The organism is Actinoplanes auranticolor, from assembly GCF_018332655.1.
Taxonomy (GTDB): domain Bacteria; phylum Actinomycetota; class Actinomycetes; order Mycobacteriales; family Micromonosporaceae; genus Actinoplanes; species Actinoplanes auranticolor.
Window position 1 is genome coordinate 1 of sequence record NZ_BOQL01000011.1, and the last position, 18244, is coordinate 18244.

The following is an 18244-nucleotide window of genomic DNA, read 5'->3' on the forward strand; positions in this document are numbered from 1 at the left end:
ACGGCTCAGGCCGGGACGGCTAGTTGCTCCAGGCCGGCGAGGACCTGCTCGGCCGCCGACGTGGCCGTGGTCAGCTGGCGGGTGACCTCGGCCAGCACGGCGGCCTGGTCCTGCATCGCCCCCGCGATGTCCGTCTGCACCTCGTACAGGCCGGCCACCGCCGAGGTGGTGGAGCCGAAGGTGCTGGCCACGTCGCCGGTCTGCGCCACGATCGCCTGGATCACGCCGTTGACCCGCTCCACCGACTCCGCCGTCTGCTGGGCGAGTTGCTTGACCTCGTTGGCCACCACGCCGAAGCCCCGCCCGGCCTCGCCGGCGCGGGCCGCCTCGATGGTCGCGTTCAGCGAGAGCAGATTGGTCTGCCCGGCCAGCTGCGCGATGAGAGCGTTGACCGTCGCGATCTCGCCGACCGACGACTCCAGGGCCCGCACCTTGTCGGCGGCGGCCGCGGCCGTGTCCTTGCCGGCGGCGGCATTCCCGGCCGCGTCGCGCGACCGTCCGGCGATGTCGTGGACCGAACCGGCGAGCGCGGCGAGGGCGGCGTCGACCGCCGTGACGGCGCCGAGCGCGGCGCGGGCCTGGTGGCCGATGGCCAGGGCGTCGGTCGAGAGCCGCTCGGCGCGGACCGCCGTCTCGGCGGAACGGACCCGCTCCGCCTCGGCCGCCCGAGCCGTGGCCTGCTGCTCGGCGTACGTGGTGGCGGAGCGTTGCGCCTCGGCGGCCTCGGCCAGTGCCTCGTTCTCGCGTTCGGCCTGCTCGGCGAAATGCCAGAGGATGATGATGCCGGTCACCTCGAGGGCGGCCAGGCCCGCGTGCAGAGCGACCTGGCCCAGGCCGTCGAGCACCGACATGTGGTGCATCCCGAACACCCGCTGCGGGTTCAGCAGGCCCAGGGTGCCGTGATGCAGCACCACGATGACCACGGCCCAGAGCAACGGCGTCCACTGCTGGTAGAGCGCGACGAAGACCAGTACGGCGTACAGGTGGATGTGCATGGCCATCTCGCCGCCGGACAGCTCGATGGCCGCGAACGTGCAGGCGATCAGGCCGATGCTGGTGACCGACGCCTTGGCCCGGGGCTCGCGCAGCAGGGCGGCGGTGAGGGCGAGAGCGCCGATGCCCGCCGGCAGGGCCAGCGCTTCCCACCCGGGCATCGGCCCGAGCAGGCCCAGCAGGACCAGTGCGGGCAGGTGCAGCCACAGCAGGGTGGTGACGATGTGGTGCCGCGCGGCCCAGGACTCCGGGGACAGCCGGGCGCCGCGTGGGAGCCGGGACGCGAGCGTGGTCATGGCACCATCATCCGGCCTGGGGTGCCGCGACGAGGCGGATCGTCGAAGTTGGCCGGACCGGCGTCGAAGTTGGCTCGGAAAAAGAAGCCGGCCGATCGGTAACCGGGCGGGCGGTGCCGGACCTGAAGGTTCGACGAGGCCGCGCGACGAGGGGAGAAGGCCGGCGTGAGCGACGAGGAGGAGTTCACGGCGTTGTTCCGCCGGCACTATCCCCGTGTGCTGGCGTTCGTGTCCCGCCGTACCGATCAGGCGCGGGCCCACGACGTCGTCGCCGAGACCTTCGCCACCGCCTGGCGGCACTTCGCCCGGCTGCCGGCGGAGCCGCTGCCGTGGCTCTACCGCGTCGCCCGCAACAGCCTGGCCAACGAGGAGCGGGCCGCCCGCCGCCGGGCCCGGCTGTTCGAGCGGATGGCCGGCGGGGGCGTGCCGTCCACACCGGACCATGCCGTCTCGGTCGTCGCCGATGCCGGCCTGCGCGAGGCGCTGAGCCGGTTGTCGCGCCTCGACCGGGAGGCGTTGCTGCTGATCGGCTGGGAGGGCCTGGACCACGACGCCGCCGCGCACGTGCTGGGCTGCACCGCCGTGGCGTTCAAGGTACGGGTGCACCGGGCGAGGCGCCGGCTCGCCCGGTTGCTGGAGGCAGCCGATCAGGACCAGCCACCGCCGGTGCCCCGACCGTACGAGTTGCACAGTGCCGCGAGCCAGAGGGGAAAGTCCGCATGACCGAGCAGGACGCCATGACCCGGCTGGCCGCCGCCAATCCCGTACCGGAGGCCGAGGTCCGCGACTCCGCGACCTCGCCGCGCGCGCTGTTCCTGCAGCGGGCGGTGCTGGCCCAACCGCGCAGCCGGCACCGGGGATTCGCCGGTCTTGAGTGGCGCTACGCCCTGGTGCCCGCCGCGCTGGCCGCCGTAGCGGTGGCTGCGTTCGCCGTCGTGCACCGCACCAGCCCACCGCCGGCGCCGCCGGTGCAGGCCGGGGCGAGCACGGCCACGCCGCAGAGCATCCTGACCGCGGCTGCCACCCAGGCCGAGCGGGAGAGCCCGCGCGGGCAGTTCGTGCACGCCACGGGCACCATCGCGCGGATCGTGCATCTGGGCCCCGGCGCCGGATACGACGTCATTCGCGTCGACTCCGTCCAGAGTGTGCAACCGGCGGCCGGCCGGCCGGGTGAGGGGTGGCTGACGATCGGCGAGCGGGGGTCGAGCGTGCGGCCGCTGACCGCCGGCGACGCGGCCGCGTACGCCGCGGACGGCTCGCCGGGCCCGGCGGAGCTGCCCCGCGAGGAGGAGCAGACGCTGCATCCCGACCTGGCCGGCGACGAGCCGTACGCGGGTGAGCTCGGCGATCTGCCGGAGGACCCGGCCCGGACCGGGCCCGCGATGCTCGCCTGGCTGACCGAGGCCGGGCGGGGCACACCCGCGGACCCGCAGGGCTGGCTGTTCCGGACCGGCACGAAGCTGCTCGACACGTTCACCGACGTGGCGGGCAGCACGGACCGGGCGAAGATCTACCGGATGCTGGCCGGCCTGACCGGGGTCCGGACCCTGGAATCGGCCGCGGATCCGCTGGGCCGGCCGGCGCGGGCGCTGGCGTACACGGCGCCGACGCCACGCTACGGGGTCGTCGAGTGGCAGGTGTACCTCGGGCCCGACTCCGACCGGATCACCTACACCCAGGCGGTGGTCCGGCAACCGGGCGCGGCCAACGCCGGTCTGCCCGCCGGAGCCGTGCAGTACAGCACCGCCGTCACGACCGTCACCTGGAGCGACAAGCCTTGAGCCGCGGGTTCCGTACCGTCGCGGTCGGCGGCCTGGCCGCGCTGCTGGTCCTGGTCGTACGGGTCTTCGACGCGCACTACCGCTTCTTCGACATGGTCATCTACCACGACGCGATCCGGTGGTGGAGCAACGGCGGCGAGCTGTACGACTACGTCGCCCCCGTCCGCGGCGACCTGGGCTTCACCTACCCGCCGTTCGCCGCGTTCGTGCTCATGCCGGTGGCCCGCGTCCCGGCGGCGACGGCGGGCTGGCTGAACGCCGCCGGCAGCGTGCTGGCCCTGACCGTCGTCCTGGCCGTGCTGGCCGCCCCGATCGCCGCCCGGCACGGACGGCCGCTGCGGCTCGTGCTGGCGGCGGCGGTACCGCTGGCGCTGTGCACCGAACCGGTCCGGCAGACCCTCGGGTTCGGCCAGGTGAACCTGTGGCTGTTCGCGCTGGTACTGCTCGACCTGATCGTGCTGGGCGGCAGGGGCTCGCGGTGGGCCGGCGCGGGCGTCGGCATCGCCACCGCGATCAAGCTCACGCCCGGCCTGTTCATCGTGTATCTGCTGGTCACCGGCCAGTGGCGGGCAGCGCGCACCGCGATCGTGACGACGGCGGCGCTGACCGGGGGCGCGTTCCTGATCGCGCCGGCCGAGTCGTTGCGCTACTTCGGCGACCTGCTGTGGCAGACCGACCGGGTGGGCACCGCGGCGGCGCTGACCAACCAGTCGCTGACCGGGCTGCTGGCCCGCCTGGCCGGGACGACGGCCGCACCGGCCGGGTGGTGGGTCCCGCTCTGCGTGCTGGTCCTGGTGGTGGGGGCTGCGCCGGGCCCGGCAGGCGTACGCGGCCGGCGACACCGTGACGGCGCTGACCCTGACCGGCCTGACCGCGAACCTGGTCAGCCCCATGTCCTGGACCCACCACCTGGTGTTCCTGCCGGTCGCGGTGCTGGTACTGGCCGACCTCGCGGCCCGACGCCGCGATGTCGTGCCGGCGCTGGCCGCGGTCACCGTTTACGCCCTCACCGTGGTGTCCCCGATCTGGCTCGTCCCGGACGATTCCGGTGGGGTCCGGGCGCTCATCCTGCGCAACGCCTTCACGCTGATGCTGGTGGCGCTGGTGACGCTGCTGCCCTGGCGGACGGCCGAGGTTTCCGCTCCGCGAACGCTCACGCCGGTGGGGTGACGGCGGCTCGGACGGCGGCAGCGACCGTTTCGACGGTGACCGCGCGGAGCAGGTCGAGGTCGGCGTCCAGCTTGGACTCGCCGGTCGCCAGGGCCACCACCGCGTCGCCGTCGTAGCGGGAGTGGGCCGGGTGGATCGAGCGGGCGAAACCGTTGTGGCCGCTCTGAGCGAGCAGGAAACAGTCGTTCTTGGACAGCCGGGCGTCGGTCAGCACGACGGCCACGGTGGTGTTCTGCATGCCGTACAGGGCTTGCGGCCGGACCGCACCGGGTGCGTCACCGAAGAGCGGCTCGCCGCCGGGGGCCAGCACGTCGCCCCAGGCGTTGACCGCGACGACGGCTGCCACCCGGGCGGTGCCCGCCTGCCGTTCGGCCAGGCCCAGGCCACCCGGGTCGAGCCGGCCGCGCCACTTGCCCGTCGAGGCGCCCGTACCCGCGCCGACCCGGCCGCCGGTCAGTTCCGTGCCGGCGTACGCGGCCAGCGCGGCGGCCCGGCCGCTCGCCGCATCCGGCGGTCCGGTCCGGACCGAATCGTCGAAGAGCGCCATGCCGACCACGATCGGCACCGGCCCGGCGGGCGTCGGGAAGCCACTCCCCCGCTCGCGCAGCAACGCCATCACCCCCTCGGCGGCGGCCAGCCCGAACGCGGAACCGCCGGAGAGCACCACCGCGTCCACCCGGTCCACCAGCCGGGTCGGCTCCAGCAACGCGAACTCGCGGGTGGCCGGCGCCCCGCCGCGGACTTCACCGGACCCGACGGTGCCGGCCGGCGGCAGGATGACGGTCACGCCGGTGCCGGCCCCGGTCCAGTGCCCGGCCCGGGCGGACAGCAACTGCGGTGCGCTCATCACCCCATCCTTCCTCCCGCACCGACGGGCACGCGGGCGGTCCGGCGGACGCCCACCGCCAGGGCGACGATCAGGTACGGCACCGACAGCACCGCGAAGGCGACTCCGTTGCCCGCGCCGGCGGCGACCACCGCGTAGGCACCGTAGACGCCGATGGTGGCCACGTCGGTCGCCGTGCCGGCCAGGGAGGTGACGGTGGCCCGGCTGGTGCCGGTGATCCGGTCCTGAAGCCGGGCGTCGGCGAGCACGGTGGCCAGCTGGAAGCCGCAGAACGCCACCCCGACCAGCACGAACCCGGCCGGGTGCCCGATCAGCGCCCCGGCGGCCAGGACCGCCCCGGAGAACGCGAGCAGCACGGCGTACCCCCGGCTGCCCAGCCGCTCACCCAGCGGGGCGAGCAACCCGCCCGCGGTGACCCCGAGCCAGACCAGCAGAAGCAGCATCGGCACGGTCTCCCGGGCGACGCCGGTGCCGGCGGCCAGCAGCGGGGTGTACTCGTCCAGCGCACCCCAGACCGCGGTGACCACGGCGAGCAGCAGCACCGCCGCGCGGACCGCAGGATCGGTGCGAACCTCGGCCAGCCCGGCGCGCAGGCTCGCCCACCAGCCAAGATCGTCGTCGCCGTCCTCGCCCGGTGCCACTGTGGCGGCCGTGCGGTGCTCGGGGAAGCGGGTGGCGACCAGCGCGGCGAGGATCCCGGCGAGCACGCTGGCCGCGCCGACCGCCGGATAACCGCCCGCGGCGAGCACCGGCCCCGCGAGCGCGGTGGCCAGCACCAAGCCGACCGTCTCCGCGGTGCGGGCCCGGCCCATCGTGCGGGCGTAGCGGTGCGCCGCACCGAGGCGGGCCAGCTCGCTGTAGACGAGCGCCTCCAGCGATCCGGACGCGAGTGCCCCACCAGCGCCCCACAGCAGGAACCCCAGAGCGAACGCCGGATACGAGGGCGCCAGCACCCAGAGCGCGAACGCGGCGGCGCCCGCCAACGGAGCCAGGCACAGCAGCAATCGCCGGGAGACCGCGTCGGCCCAGGCGCCGGAGGGCACCTCCAGCAGCGTGCTGCCGGCTGACCAGATCACGAACAGCGAAGAGATCTGCCAGACGGACAGGCCGGTGTCGCTGAACAGCAGGGCGTACACCGGGTAGAGCAGGACGAGGTCGGCGAGGAACGCGTACGCATAGAGCGTGCCGGCGAGCCGGCGTACGCGTGCGGAGTCGAGGGTCATGAGGCCTTCCCGTGAAGTCGGAGCGGACGCCGGTCACACGGCGGCCGCGGCGGCCCACGGGAGTGGCCTCTACGGTTGGATCAATGTCGCCAGGTCATGAGGCGATGGTAGGCGGCCGGTACCCTCCCGGGCCAGGCCATTTGTCATCACCTTGCCGGCGCTTCGTCAGCGTCGCTGGGCGAGAGCGCGCTGCTGCTCCGGTGTCGGGGAGTCCTCCTCCTGCCCCTGGTCGCCGGGCCCGAGCAGGCCCCAGAAGATCATGACGACCAGGGCGGTCCAGCCCCACCACGGCACGCCCAGGCCGGCGACGGCGGTCAGGACGTCGGCGGCGGCGGTCATCGCCCGCCTCCGGCGCGGACACGAATGCGGGACATGGCGTCTCCTCTGCTCCGGTGGCGGGGCCGATGCTGCTCCGGCGGTGGGGCCGATGCAGCTCCGGCCGAGGGGCGATGATGCTCCGGCGCCGGGACCGATGAATCGGCGCTGGGCCCCGACAATCGGACGGCCCGCCCCGGAGCTGAGGGCTTGCCCGGCGTGAGTCAGGCCGCACCCGCCCGCGCAGCCAGCATCTCCAGGTAGTGGGGGTTGTTCATGACGCCCAGCACGTTGCCGAACGGGTCCACGACGGCAGCCGTCGAGAAGCCCTCACCGTCGCCGTGGTGGGTGATCGGCTGGTACTCGGTCGCTCCGAGCGCGAGCAGCCGCGCCACGGTCCCTTCGAGATCATCGACGTGCCAGTGCATCACCGCGCCGCCGGGCGTGGTGGCCGCGGCCGCCGGGGCGTACCGGCGGTCGATCAGGCCGAGCTCGTCCTCGTCGTCGCCGATCCGGAACTCGATGTAGGCGGGCGCCGCCGGCGCGGGCGGGAAGGCGTAGTACGGCTTCGCGCCGAACAGTTCGGCGTACCAGTCCGCCGCGGCGCTGACGTCGTCGGCGTAGAAGCTGATGGTGGCGAATCCTCGGAACATCGTGGTCTCCCCTGCGCTCTGCTCGTTGACACCCTCATCATGCGGGTGATAAGTGCTCACCAAGTGAGCACTTTGTTTGACAGGATCGCGAGATGCGAGCGGACCGGTTGGTGGCCACCCTGTTGGTGTTGCAGGCCCGCGGCCGGGTGACCGCCGCCGAGCTGGCCGAGGAACTGGAGGTGTCGGTGGCCACCGCCCGCCGCGATCTGGAGGCGCTGTCGACCGCCGGGGTCCCGGTCTATCCGCAGCCCGGCCGGGGCGGCGGCTGGTCGCTGGTGGGCGGCGCCCGCACCGATCTGAGCGGCCTCACCTCGGCCGAGGCGCGGGCACTGTTCCTGCTCGCCGGGCCGGCCGCGGCCGTCGCGCCGCCGATCCGTTCGGCGCTGCGCAAACTCGTCCGGGCCCTGCCGGACCCGTTCCGGGCCGACGCCGAGGCCGCCGCCGACGTGGTCGTCGTCGATGCGGCCCGCTGGGGTGAGCGCGACCGGGACCGTCCCGAGCTGGTCGACCTGCTCCAGGACGCCGTGGTCCGCCGGCGCAAGGTCGCATTCCGGTACGCGAGCCGCGGCGCGCGGGAGTCTCCGCGGCTCGTCGATCCGCTCGGTCTCGTCGACAAGGACGAGGTCTGGTACCTGGTCGCGGGAACCGAGAAGGGGCAGCGGACCTTCCGGGTCGACCGGATCGCCGCCGCCGAGGTGACCGACCAGGTCGCCGAGCGGCCCGCCGGCTTCGACCTGTCCCGCGAGTGGGAGCGGGTGGTCGGCGTGGTCGAGCAGCGCCGGTCCCTGCTCTCCGCCACCGTGCTGATCGCCGAGCGGCTGCTGCCGGTGCTCCGGGACCACTTCGGCCGGCACTGCGAGCTGCTGGAGACGCTCGCCGACGGGCGGGTCCGGGTCCGGGTCGCGGCCCCGATGGCACTGTCCATCGCGGAGCAACTCGCCGGCTGGGGGGCCGCCGTCGAGGTGCTCGAGCCGGAACCGGTCCAGGCCGAGCTCGCCCGTCTGGGTGCGGAACTCGTCGCCCGGTACGGTCCGGCATAGGCTGTCCGGGTGTCGCCCCCGGCCCCCCTGCTGCTCGTGCTCGACGGCAACAGTCTGTTGCACCGCGCCTACCATGCCGCGGCGATGGAAGGGCTCCTGGACCAGGCCGGCCGGCCGGTGTGGGCCCTGCGCGGGCTGGTCGGATACCTCGCCCGGGCCGCCGCGCACCTGCGTCCCGATGCCGTGGTGGTCGGCTTCGACTGCCCGCAGGACTCCGCGCGGCGCACCGAGTATCCGGCCTACAAAGCCCACCGGCCGGACAAACCGGCGGACCTGAGCGAGCAGATCGCCGGCGCTCCCGAGCTGCTGGCGGCGGCCGGCGTGTGCACGGTCGTGCCGCCGGCCTACGAGGCCGACGACGTGCTGGCCAGCTCGGCCGCGCACGCCCGGCGGCACGGCTGGCGCTCGGTGCTGATGACCAGCGACCGGGACGCGTTCGCGCTGATCGACGACACCACCTCGGTGCTGCGGGTCCGCAACGGCGGCTTCGACGAGGCCGTCCTGGTCGACCCCGAGGGACTGCTGGCCCTCTGCGGGGTCCGCGCCGCGCAGTATCGCGACTACGCCGCGTTACGCGGCGACCCGTCCGACAACCTGCACGGTGTCCGCCGGTTCGGCTCGGCGACCGCGGCCCGGCTGCTGGCGGCCTTCGACACGGTGGACGCCGCCTGGGCGGCCATCGATGCGGGCGACGCGCAGTCGGTGCGCGACGTGGTCGGCGCCCAGTGCACCGACGAGCTGGGCCGGCCGGAGACCCGGGAGATCGTCGAGCGCAACCGCCGGCTCATGCGAATGCGCGCGGACCTGCCCATGCCGGAGCTGCGGGCGGCGCGGCTGCCGTTGCGGCTGGGCGCGATGCGGTCCGTCCTGTCCGGACGCGGGATCAACTTCGGCCCGTCGCTGTGGGCGCTGACCGGCGGGAGTCCGCCGGCCGTGGTCACCGAGCCGATGCCGGAGCTGCAGCCGTGGCGGCTGCGCGGTGGGATGACCAGCCGCCGCGATCCGACCCCTGGCCAGCTCGCCCTGTTCTGACCCGGCGCCGCCGGGCGCAACGACGCGGCGGCGCACCTGGTGGCGGAATCGGTCGTCCGGAGGGTCGTTGTGCGCACGGATCGTTGGTAGCGTCGCGCCATGCCGACGGATTCCATCGACCGCGCCCGCCTCCAGCAGCTGACCGCGCGCGAGCGGGCCGCCTTCGCCGACCGGCACCCGCGCTCGGCGGCGGCCTACGCCCGCGCCGGCAACCTCTTCGGCCGGGTGCCGATGACCTGGATGAACAAGAGCGCGGCGGGCTACCCGGTCTACCTCGACCGGGCCCGCGGGGCCCGGCTCACCGACATCGACGGCCACGAGTACATGGACTTCTGCCTGGGTGACACCGCGGCGATGGCCGGGCACTCCCCCGCACCTGTCGTCGAGGCGGTCACCCGGCGCCTGTCCGGGCTGGGCGGCGCCAGCACCATGGTGCCCACCGAGGACGCAGCGCTGGTCGGCGCGGAGCTGAGCCGCCGCTTCGGCCTGCCCGCCTGGAGTTTCGCGCTCACCGCGACGGACGCGAACCGCTGGGCCGTCCGGCTGCTGCGTGCCGTCACCGGCCGCTCGCGCATCCTCGTCAACAGCTACTGCTACCACGGCTCGGTCGACGAGTCGCTGATCGTGGTCGGGCCGGACGGCCGGCCGCGCAGCCGCGAGGGCAACGTCGGTGCGCCCGGTGACGTGACGCTGACCAGCCGGGTCGCCGAGTTCAACGACCTGGACGGGCTGGCCCGGGAACTGGCGCACGGCGACGTCGCGGCGGTGCTGATGGAGCCGGCGCTGACCAACATCGGCATCGTGCTGCCCGAGCCCGGTTACCTGGCCGGGGTGCGGGCGCTGACCCGCGAGCACGGCACGTACCTGATCAACGACGAGACCCACACGTTCTCGGCCGGGCCCGGCGGCGCGACCGCCGCCTGGGCCCTGGACCCCGATGTGATCACCATCGGCAAGGCCATCGGCGGCGGCGTCCCGGTCGGCGCGTACGGGCTGAGCGCCGAGCTCGCCGCGCGGCTGACCGGGCGCACCGACCTCGACCTGATCGACATGGGCGGGGTCGGTGGCACCCTGGCCGGCAACCCGGTGTCGATGGCCGCGACCCGGGCGACGCTGGAGGAGGTGCTCACCGAGGCCGCCTTCGCCGCGATGATCGAGGTGGCCACCGCGTTCGCCGACGGCGTCCGCAAGACCATCGCCGAGTACGCCCTGCCCTGGTCGGTGGCCCAGGTGGGCGCCCGGGTGGAGTACCGGTTCGCCGCCCCGGCGCCGCGCACCGGCACGGAGTCGGCCGCCTGCGCCGACGCCGAGCTGGAGGACTTCCTGCACACGTACCTGCTGAACCGCGGGGTGCTGCTCACGCCGTTCCACAACATGGCCCTGATGTGCCCGCAGACCACGACGGACGACGTGGCCCGCCACCACGAGGTCTTCGCCGCCGCCCTCGGCGAGCTGCTCACCTGACCGGCGACCGGGTCAGCGACCACCGAGGGCGCCCAGCACGGTCTTGACCAGCAGGCCGGCCCGGCCGCCGGCCTCTACCAGCTCCGGCGCCTCGTCGGGGAGCAGATAGACCTCGCCCATCAGGGCCAGGTAGACCCGGCGGCACCAGGAAGGGCTGGCGGGGGCGATCGCGCCCGCCTCCTGCAGGCGGGTGAACAGCAGGTCGAGGCCGTCCTGGACCTCACGGCCGGGCGCCGAAGCCAACGTGATCGAGAAGCGGTGGCTGATCTTCAGGTCGAAGACGATCTCCGACGCCCGGTGCAGGGCCAGCACGGGCGGCGCGGTCTCCACCTTGGCCTGTTCGATCACGGCCAGGTAGCGATCGTTGAGCCGCTCGCTGAGCGCCTTCAGCAGCGCCTGCCGGGAGGCGAAGCGGCGGTGGACGGTCGCGCGGGCGACCCCGGCGGCGTCGCCGATGCGTTCCAGCGAGGCGTTCGGGTCGTCGGCGAGCACGGTTTCGGCGGCCTCGAGGATCCGGGCCGTACTGCGTTCCGCGTCCGCTCTCATCCCGGACCACTCTAGGCTAGCGGCATGTGAGACATCAATGACGCAGTTATTGACTTAAGCGAGACTCGTGTGTTGCATTTAAGCCATGAATCTTCAGCTGAACGGCAAGCGTGTCCTCGTCACCGGCGCGAGCAAGGGCATCGGCCTCGCGATCGTCCGGGCCTTCGTGGCCGAAGGCGCCTCGGTCACCGCGGCGTCCCGGAACAGCACGCCCGACCTCGAGGCCACCGGAGCCTCGTTCGTGGCAGCCGACCTTGCCGAGCCCGACGGCCCGCGGCGGATGGTGCAGGCCGTGCTCGCCGCCGACCCCCGCCTCGACATCCTGATCAACAACGCGGGCGGCGGCACCATGAGCGACGGCGCGTTCACCGATCCGCTCGACGGCACCGACGACGACTGGGCCGCCACCTTCGCCCTGAACCTCCATGCGGCCGTGCGGAGCACCCGGGCCGCGCTGTCGGCCCTGACCGAAGCGCGGGGAGCCGTCGTGACCATCAGCTCCGACAGTGCCCTGCGCCCTGGGGCGACGCCGCTGCCCTACGCCACGGCGAAGGCCGCCCTCAACGCGTTCTCCCGCGGACTGGCCGAGAAGGTGGGCGCCCAGGGAGTCCGGGTCAACGTGGTCACCCCGGGCGGTACGCGCACCCACCTGATGGAGGGCAAAGACGGCTACGGCGCCCAGCTGGCCGCGCACCTGGGCATCGACCACGCCGCACTGCTCGCCGCGATGCCGGGCCAGGGCGGCATGCTGACCGGCACCCTGATCGAGCCGGACGAGATCGCCCGCGCGGTGCTGCTGCTGTCGTCCCCCACCATGCCCAGCGCGATCGGCTCGAACTGGCTCCTGGACGCCGGCGCCACCAAGACCGTGTAGCGGCTTCGGGCGCTCAGCTGCGCAGGGTCTGCGACGGGGACACGCCGTACCGGCGGCGGTAGCGGGCCGCGAACCGGCCCAGGTGCACGAACCCGCACCGGTACGCGATCTCGGTGACCGTGCCGTCGCGGGGATCGGTGCGCCGCAGCTCCTCGTGGGCCAGGGAGAGCCGGAGCTCCCGCAGGTACGCCATCGGCGACGTGTTCAGGTAACGCTGGAAGCCGTCCTGCAGGGAGCGGGGGCTGACCGAGGCGACCCGGGCCAGGTCGGCGACCGTGAACGAGTGGCCCGGATCGGCGCGCATGGCCTCGGCCGCCCGCCGTACGGCCCGCGGGGCGGCCAGTCCGGGCCGGCGGTTGGCCAGCACGTCGCGGTAGTTGTGCGACGCGGCCAGCAACAGCCCGCCGATCAGGCTCTCCCGCAGCTGGCGGCCGAGCAGCGGATGCCGCACCAGACCGTGCGGCTCGGCCGCATCGGTGGCCATCATCCGGGCCAGGCGCGCCCAGGCGGCACCGAGCCCGCCGGAGACGTCGAGCTCCGGGATCAACCGCACCGGCGTGCCCACCGGCCCGTCGATCATCCGGCTGAGCTCGTCCTCCAGGGCGGCGCGGTCGATCTTCACGGCGAGCAGCCGGCAGTCGCCGCTCCATCGCTCGAGGACGGTGTCGCCGACCGGCTGGAACACCGCGGCGGTGGCGGTGGTGGCGACGAGTGGTTCGCCGCGGCCCTGGCGCCACACGAGCTCACCGCTGAGCGGTACGTCCACATGGTACGAACCCAGCTCGCCGAACCACATCCGCACGTCGATGCCGAACCGCAGGTCCCCGAAGGTCACCAGGTCGCTGTGCGCGATGTCGAAGCCGGCGCTGCAGCGGCCCGGGGACAGGACGTCGACGGTGCTGGAGTAGAAGTGCTCCCCCAGGACCGTACGGGCTTCGTCCACGTCCGAGGTGGTCATGCTGATGGCGTGCACGCCCCCAGCATCACCGATCCGTGAGCGAACCGCTACTGCAACGGTATGGGCGACCCGGTGGTGGACGCGTCCGGCGTACCGCGGGAGGCAGTGACCGCCGCCCATGAGTTGACACGTCGCGTGCGCTGGGCGAGTGTTCCGAGATGAGCGACGACTGGCCGGCGGCGGGCACCCTCCTGGCGTTCCGCTACCGCCTCGTCTCGCGGCTGGAGACGGGCGGGATGGCCGAGATCTGGCACGCCCAGGACGAGCTGCTGGCCCGGCCGGTCGCGCTGAAGCTGCCCACCGGCCTGGACCGGGCCCGCACCGACGTCCTCCAGCTGGCCTGGAAAGAGGCCCGGATGGGGGCCCGGCTGTCCCACCCCAACATCGCCGCGGTGCATGACTACGACGAGGCGGTCCGCCCCGAGGGTTCGGTGGCGCCGTTCGTGGTGATGGAGCTGCTGGCCGGCGAGACCCTGGCCGCCCGGGTGGCCCGCGCCCCGCTCTCCTGGCGGGAGGCGGCCGGGATCGGGGCCGCGGTGGCCGACGCGCTGACCGCCGCGCACGCCAGCGGCGTGGTGCACCGCGACGTCAAGCCGGGCAACGTGATGCTCACCCCGACCGGCATCAAGATCCTCGACTTCGGGATCAGCGCGGTCGCCGGCGAGCCGGACGACGACGAGACCGGGGCGACGTTCGGCACCCCGGCGTACGTGGCCCCGGAACGCCTGGACGGCAAGCCCGCCGAACCGGCGACCGACGTGTACGGCCTGGGTGTGCTGCTGTTCGAGATGGTGACCGGGCAGCCGCCGTACCCGGTGGACACCTGGGAGGAGCTGGCCCAGGCCCGCGCGGAGGGCGCCACGGCACTGCCGTCCACCCTGCCGGCGGCGTTCCGCGAGCTGGTGACCCGCTGCCTGGCCGACGAGCCGGACCGCCGGCCGAGCGCCGCCGAGGTCGGTAAAGGACTGGCGGAGCTGGCCGCGCCCGACGAGCCGGAGCAGCCCGCGCCCGTGGTCACCGTGACCCGGCACCGGGCCGGCGCCGCGGGTCCCGGCCCCGGCGGCGACGAGCGCCCCCGGTCGGGACGCAAGCGGCTGGTGCTCTGGTCCTCTCTGGTCGCCCTGGTCGTCTCGGCGCTGGCCCTCTTCGCCGCGCTCGGCACGTCCCGGCCGAACGTCGAGGCCGGACGGTCCCCGGCGGCGAGCCCGCCCCCGGCAAGCCCGCCGCCGTCAGCCGCGCCGTCCGCGAAGGCGACGCCCCGGACAGCGGTCAGCACCACGGCCCCGCCGTCGGACGGCGGGGCCGCACCGCTGGAGGCCGACGCCCCGCCGCTCGACGCCGATGTCGCGCAGGCCCGCTTCCGCACGGCGGTCGAGGACGGCCGCGCCGAGGGACAGATCCGGCCCGACGTCGCGGTCGACCTGCTCAACCTGCTCCGGCCGCTGGACCGCGGGGACGGCCGCCAGGCCGACGAGCAGGTGGCCGAGCTGCGGCGCAAGCTGGACGACCGGATCGGCGAGGGCAGCGTGGACACCGCCCTCGCCAAGATCCTCCGGGCCCGCCTGGCCGACCTCGACCAGGCCCTGCGCTCCAGCTGACCGGCAGCGTGCCGGGGCGCGCCCAACGGCGGCGCAAGCAGGCGCGGCGCAAGCAGGCGCGGCGCAAGCAGGCGCGGCGCAAGCAGGCGCGGCGCAAGCAGGCGCGGCCGCGCGCCGCGGGCAGGCGGCAGCGCGGCAGGCGGCAGCGCGGGCAGGCCGCGGCGCGGGCAGGCCGCGGCGCGGGCAGGCGACAGCGCGGGTGCGCCGCCGGGTCAGGCCGAGCCGCGCAGGACCAGGCGGGTGCTCAGGACCGGGCCGCCCGGTCCCGGGTCCTCGCCGTCGATCTTGGCCAGCAGCAGCCGGACCATCTGCCGGCCCATCTCCTCGATCGGCTGGTGCACGCTGGTCAGCGGCGGGTCGGTGTGCCGGGCGATGACCGAGTCGTCGAAGCCGATCACCGCGATGTCGCCCGGCGCCGACAGCCCGTGCTCGCGCATCGTGCGCAGGGCGCCGGCCGCCATCATGTCCGATGCGGCGAAGACCGCGTCGATGTCCGGGTGCCGGGCGAGCAGCAACCGCATCGCCGCGGCGCCGCCCTCCTCGCTGAAGTCGCCGTGCGCGACGATTCCCTCGCCCACCACGTCGCGGTACCCGTCCAGGCGGGCCAGGGCGGGCGCCATGTCCATCGTGCCGGTGATGGTGGCGATCCGCCGGCGCCCCGACCGGCGCAGGTACTCCACCGCCTCGCGGGCACCGCCGCGGTTGTCGGCGTCGACGTAGCAGCCGGGCTCGCCCTCGGCCGGCCGGCCGGCCCGGACCGTCGCCACGCCGCGCTGCTCCAGCTTGTCCATCAGGTTGTCGGTGCCGTGCAGCGACAGCAGCAACGCGCCGTCGACGTGCTGGCGGGTCAGGTAGCCCTCCAGGCGCTCGCGCTCCGGCTGCGACTGGGAGATCATCAGGACCATCTGCAGATTGCGTTCCACCAGCACCGACGCGATGGCCTGCACGATGCGGCCGAAGAACGGCTCGGCGAAGAAGCGCTCCCCGGACTCGAAGATGACCAGGGCGATCGAGTCGGTGCGCTGGGTGACCAGGGTGCGGGCGGCGCGGTTGGGTACGTACCCCAGCTCGGCGATCGCGTCCTCGACCGCGGCCTTGGCGCCCGGGCTCACCTGCGCCGAGCCGTTGACCACCCGGGAGACGGTGCCGCGGCCGACCCCGGCTCGTTCCGCGACCTGGTCGAGGGTCGGGCGTCCGGTGGATCGGGACCGCTCCGTCGTCATCGGTCCTCCCCTGCCTTCCCCGTCATGCCTCGCCAGCCACAACCTACCCTGCGGGTTCACCTGAACGCCGGTGGGCGGGTCGTGGACGGCGGCACCCGGTATCTGCTCAGGGTGAGGCCCATGATGTCGCTGAAGGCCGGGGCGGCCACCTCGCCCCCGCCGCCCTGCGGCACCGCGGCGGAGACGGCGACGACGAAGCGGGGTGCCTCGGCCGGGGCCATGCCGATGAACGAGACCGCGTTCGCGCTGGTGTACCGGCCGTCGACGAGGCGGTCCACCGTGCCGGTCTTGCCGGCGACCCGGTAACCGGGGACGGCGGCGAGGCGTCCCGTGGCGCCGGGCACCACGACGACGGCCTCCAGCATGCGCCGCACCTCGGCGGCCACCCCGGGGCTGAGCACACGGCGGGTCTCCGGCGCGGCGGCGGGGGTCACCGTGCCGTCGGCGTCGACGGTCGAGCGCACCAGGCGCGGGGCGATGTAGGTGCCGTCGTTGGCGATGGCCGCGTACCCGGCGGCCATCTGGATCAGCGTGGCGTCGACGCTGGTGCCGATCGGCACCGAGCCCGGGGCCGACGGGCTCCACTGCCCCGGGGGCAGCAACCGGCCGGCGCTCTCGCCGGGCATACCCTCGCCCGTGGCGGTGCCCAGGCCGAAGAGCTTCTGGTACGCGAAGATCCGTTGCGGGCCCAGCCGGTCGGCGACCGCGATCGTGCCGACGTTCGACGAGTACGCCAGCACCCGCGGAATCGTGAGCCGGGTGCCCGGTGGCTGCGGGTGCTCGTCGACGAACGGCGTACCGCCGCGGACCAGGGGCCCGCCCGCCGGCACGGTCGTCTCCGCGGTGATCAGGCCCTCCTGCAGCGCGGCGGCCACGACGAAGGCCTTGTGGGTGGAGCCCGGCTCGGCCGCGATGCTGCTCGCGACGTCGGCCCGCTCGGCCGGCTCGGACTGCAGCGGCTTGGCCGCGTTGTAGCCCGGGCAGCTCGCCTGGGTCAGCACCTCCCCGGTGCGCACGTCCAGCACGACCGCGGCGCCGAAGGTCGCGCCCGCCCTGGCCAGCGCCGGGCACAACGCCCGCTGCGTCTGGAACTGCAGGTCCCGGTCGATCGTGAGGTGCAGCGTGGCACCGGGACGGGCCCGGGTGAGGCGGTGGTAGCCGCTGGGGATCTCCTTGGCCAGCCGCCCGTCGTCAACCCCGGGATTGCCGCGCTCGTAGGTCATCCGGCCGTCCTGACCACGCAGCACATCGTCGTAGCGGGCCTCCAGGCCCTCCAGCCCGGTGCGGTCGGCGCCGGTGAACCCGATCAGGTTGGCGGCCAGATCCGCGCCGGGCACGTCCCGCCGCTCGTCGCGCCCGATGCCGATGCCGGTCAGATCGAGGCCGTCGACGGCGTGCGCGACCGGGATGTCGACCCCACGGGCCAGGTACTCGAAGCGGGAATCGGTGCCGTCCGGCCGCTTCTGCTTCGCCATCAGCCGGGCGAGCCGGGAGGGGGCCACGCCGAGCAGCGGGGCCAGCCGATCGGCAGCCACCCGGGGGTTCTGGATCAGCTCGGGGTCGGCGTACACGTATCGGGCCTCGACGCTGCGGGCCAGCACCGCGCCGGAGCGGTCGACGATGCTGCCGCGCGCCGCGGGCAGCTCGACCTGCACGAGCCGGTTGCGCTGCTCGGCCAGCAGCAGCTCCAGTTCCTCGGGTGACTGGCTCACCTGCAGGACCACCAGCCGTACGCCGATGGCGGTGAACAGGGCCAGGGCGAACACGGTGGCCAGCCGAATCCGGCGGCGGCTGCCGGCCAGCTGAAGCTGCGGTCGTGGCTGCCGGGACGCGGAGGACGTTGCGGGACTCGCGGGGCGCCGCTGCGGCCGACGGCCCGGTGCGGATTCCGGGCTCCTCCGGCGCTGTCGCGGGAGAGCGGACGGCCTCGGGCGCGGCTGCTCCGGCGACCGCCGCGGGGCCTGGGCGGGCACCTCCGGGAGGGGCTGGGCCGCGACGGGCGGGGCCGGGTGGCGGGCGGTGCGCCGGGTGCCCAGCAGGTCCAGGGCGTCACGCAGCGGATCACCGGCCGCGCCCCGGGGCGCGGCCTGGTCACGCGGGACGTACGGGCGGTCGCGGGGCATGGTGGGCGTCCCTCGCATCAGCGGCATCGACGAACGCGATCTTGTCAGGCCCGCTCCACCGGCGCGCGCCGCCGTGGACTCCCGCAGCGCTGCCAGCGTGTCGGGGAC

16 protein-coding genes and 1 pseudogene are annotated in these 18244 nt (G+C 74.4%); 8 read left to right on the forward strand and 9 right to left on the reverse strand.

Annotated features, from left to right (window positions below):
- Positions 1 to 5 precede the first annotated feature (5 nt).
- Entirely contained in the window at positions 6 to 1289 is a 1284-nt protein-coding gene (locus Aau02nite_RS04955; RefSeq protein WP_212987121.1) for a methyl-accepting chemotaxis protein, read from the reverse strand.
- Positions 1290 to 1454: 165 nt separating this feature from the next.
- Between Aau02nite_RS04955 and Aau02nite_RS04960 the strand changes: the two genes are divergently transcribed.
- From Aau02nite_RS04960 to Aau02nite_RS46210, 3 genes and pseudogenes are all read left to right on the forward strand, one after another.
- Entirely contained in the window at positions 1455 to 2012 is a 558-nt protein-coding gene (locus tag Aau02nite_RS04960; protein WP_212987122.1) for an RNA polymerase sigma factor, read from the forward strand.
- Positions 2009 to 3070, forward strand: a complete 1062-nt coding sequence (locus tag Aau02nite_RS04965) for a hypothetical protein (RefSeq protein WP_212987123.1) — start codon at positions 2009 to 2011, stop codon at positions 3068 to 3070. Before Aau02nite_RS04960 ends, Aau02nite_RS04965 begins: the two co-directional genes overlap by 4 nt.
- A 212-nt stretch (positions 3071 to 3282) precedes the next feature.
- Positions 3283 to 3819 (forward strand): annotated as a pseudogene (locus Aau02nite_RS46210) (glycosyltransferase family 87 protein); the annotation flags it as partial.
- A gap of 404 nt (positions 3820 to 4223) precedes the next feature.
- On the opposite strand, the gene Aau02nite_RS04970 reads toward Aau02nite_RS46210, so the two are convergent.
- From Aau02nite_RS04970 to Aau02nite_RS04985, 4 genes are all read right to left on the reverse strand, one after another.
- Entirely contained in the window at positions 4224 to 5087 is an 864-nt protein-coding gene (locus Aau02nite_RS04970) for a P1 family peptidase (protein WP_212987124.1), read from the reverse strand.
- A complete protein-coding gene (locus tag Aau02nite_RS04975) occupies positions 5087 to 6310 on the reverse strand; it encodes an MFS transporter (protein ID WP_212987125.1) in 1224 nt (407 codons plus the stop codon). The genes Aau02nite_RS04970 and Aau02nite_RS04975 overlap by 1 nt, the downstream gene beginning before the upstream one ends.
- A 165-nt stretch (positions 6311 to 6475) precedes the next feature.
- The gene (locus Aau02nite_RS04980) at positions 6476 to 6649 is read right to left on the reverse strand and encodes a hypothetical protein (protein WP_212987126.1); all 174 of its coding nucleotides are present in this window, start codon (positions 6647 to 6649) and stop codon (positions 6476 to 6478) included.
- 200 nt (positions 6650 to 6849) lie between these two features.
- Positions 6850 to 7278, reverse strand: coding sequence for a VOC family protein (locus Aau02nite_RS04985; protein WP_212987127.1), 429 nt, complete (start codon positions 7276 to 7278; stop codon positions 6850 to 6852).
- Between the two features lie 92 nt (positions 7279 to 7370).
- Between Aau02nite_RS04985 and Aau02nite_RS04990 the strand changes: the two genes are divergently transcribed.
- From Aau02nite_RS04990 to Aau02nite_RS05000, 3 genes are all read left to right on the forward strand, one after another.
- On the forward strand, positions 7371 to 8318 hold the full coding sequence (locus Aau02nite_RS04990; protein WP_212987128.1) for a helix-turn-helix transcriptional regulator: 948 nt from the start codon (positions 7371 to 7373) through the stop codon (positions 8316 to 8318).
- A gap of 9 nt (positions 8319 to 8327) precedes the next feature.
- Positions 8328 to 9350, forward strand: coding sequence for a 5'-3' exonuclease (locus Aau02nite_RS04995; protein WP_246594908.1), 1023 nt, complete (start codon positions 8328 to 8330; stop codon positions 9348 to 9350).
- A 99-nt stretch (positions 9351 to 9449) separates the two neighbouring features.
- On the forward strand, positions 9450 to 10814 hold the full coding sequence (locus tag Aau02nite_RS05000; RefSeq protein WP_212987129.1) for a transaminase: 1365 nt from the start codon (positions 9450 to 9452) through the stop codon (positions 10812 to 10814).
- 12 nt (positions 10815 to 10826) lie between these two features.
- Here the strand turns inward: Aau02nite_RS05000 and Aau02nite_RS05005 are convergent, their stop codons facing one another.
- A complete protein-coding gene (locus Aau02nite_RS05005) occupies positions 10827 to 11360 on the reverse strand; it encodes a TetR/AcrR family transcriptional regulator (protein WP_212987130.1) in 534 nt (177 codons plus the stop codon).
- 85 nt (positions 11361 to 11445) lie between these two features.
- Between Aau02nite_RS05005 and Aau02nite_RS05010 the strand changes: the two genes are divergently transcribed.
- On the forward strand, positions 11446 to 12234 hold the full coding sequence (locus Aau02nite_RS05010; RefSeq protein ID WP_212987131.1) for an SDR family NAD(P)-dependent oxidoreductase: 789 nt from the start codon (positions 11446 to 11448) through the stop codon (positions 12232 to 12234).
- Positions 12235 to 12247: 13 nt separating this feature from the next.
- Here Aau02nite_RS05010 and Aau02nite_RS05015 read toward each other — a convergent pair whose 3' ends face one another.
- Positions 12248 to 13207, reverse strand: coding sequence for an AraC family transcriptional regulator (locus tag Aau02nite_RS05015; protein WP_246594909.1), 960 nt, complete (start codon positions 13205 to 13207; stop codon positions 12248 to 12250).
- Between the two features lie 143 nt (positions 13208 to 13350).
- On the opposite strand from Aau02nite_RS05015, the gene Aau02nite_RS05020 reads away from it, so the two are divergent.
- Positions 13351 to 14790, forward strand: a complete 1440-nt coding sequence (locus Aau02nite_RS05020) for a serine/threonine-protein kinase (RefSeq protein WP_212987132.1) — start codon at positions 13351 to 13353, stop codon at positions 14788 to 14790.
- Positions 14791 to 15002: 212 nt separating this feature from the next.
- Here Aau02nite_RS05020 and Aau02nite_RS05025 read toward each other — a convergent pair whose 3' ends face one another.
- Together Aau02nite_RS05025 and Aau02nite_RS05030 are read right to left on the reverse strand one after the other, a co-directional pair.
- Positions 15003 to 16013: a LacI family DNA-binding transcriptional regulator gene (locus Aau02nite_RS05025; RefSeq protein ID WP_212987133.1), complete on the reverse strand. Its 1011-nt coding sequence runs from the start codon at positions 16011 to 16013 to the stop codon at positions 15003 to 15005.
- 56 nt (positions 16014 to 16069) lie between these two features.
- Complete coding sequence (locus tag Aau02nite_RS05030) at positions 16070 to 18136, reverse strand: peptidoglycan D,D-transpeptidase FtsI family protein (RefSeq protein WP_246594910.1); 2067 nt, start codon at positions 18134 to 18136, stop codon at positions 16070 to 16072.
- Between the last annotated feature and the right edge of the window lie 108 nt (positions 18137 to 18244).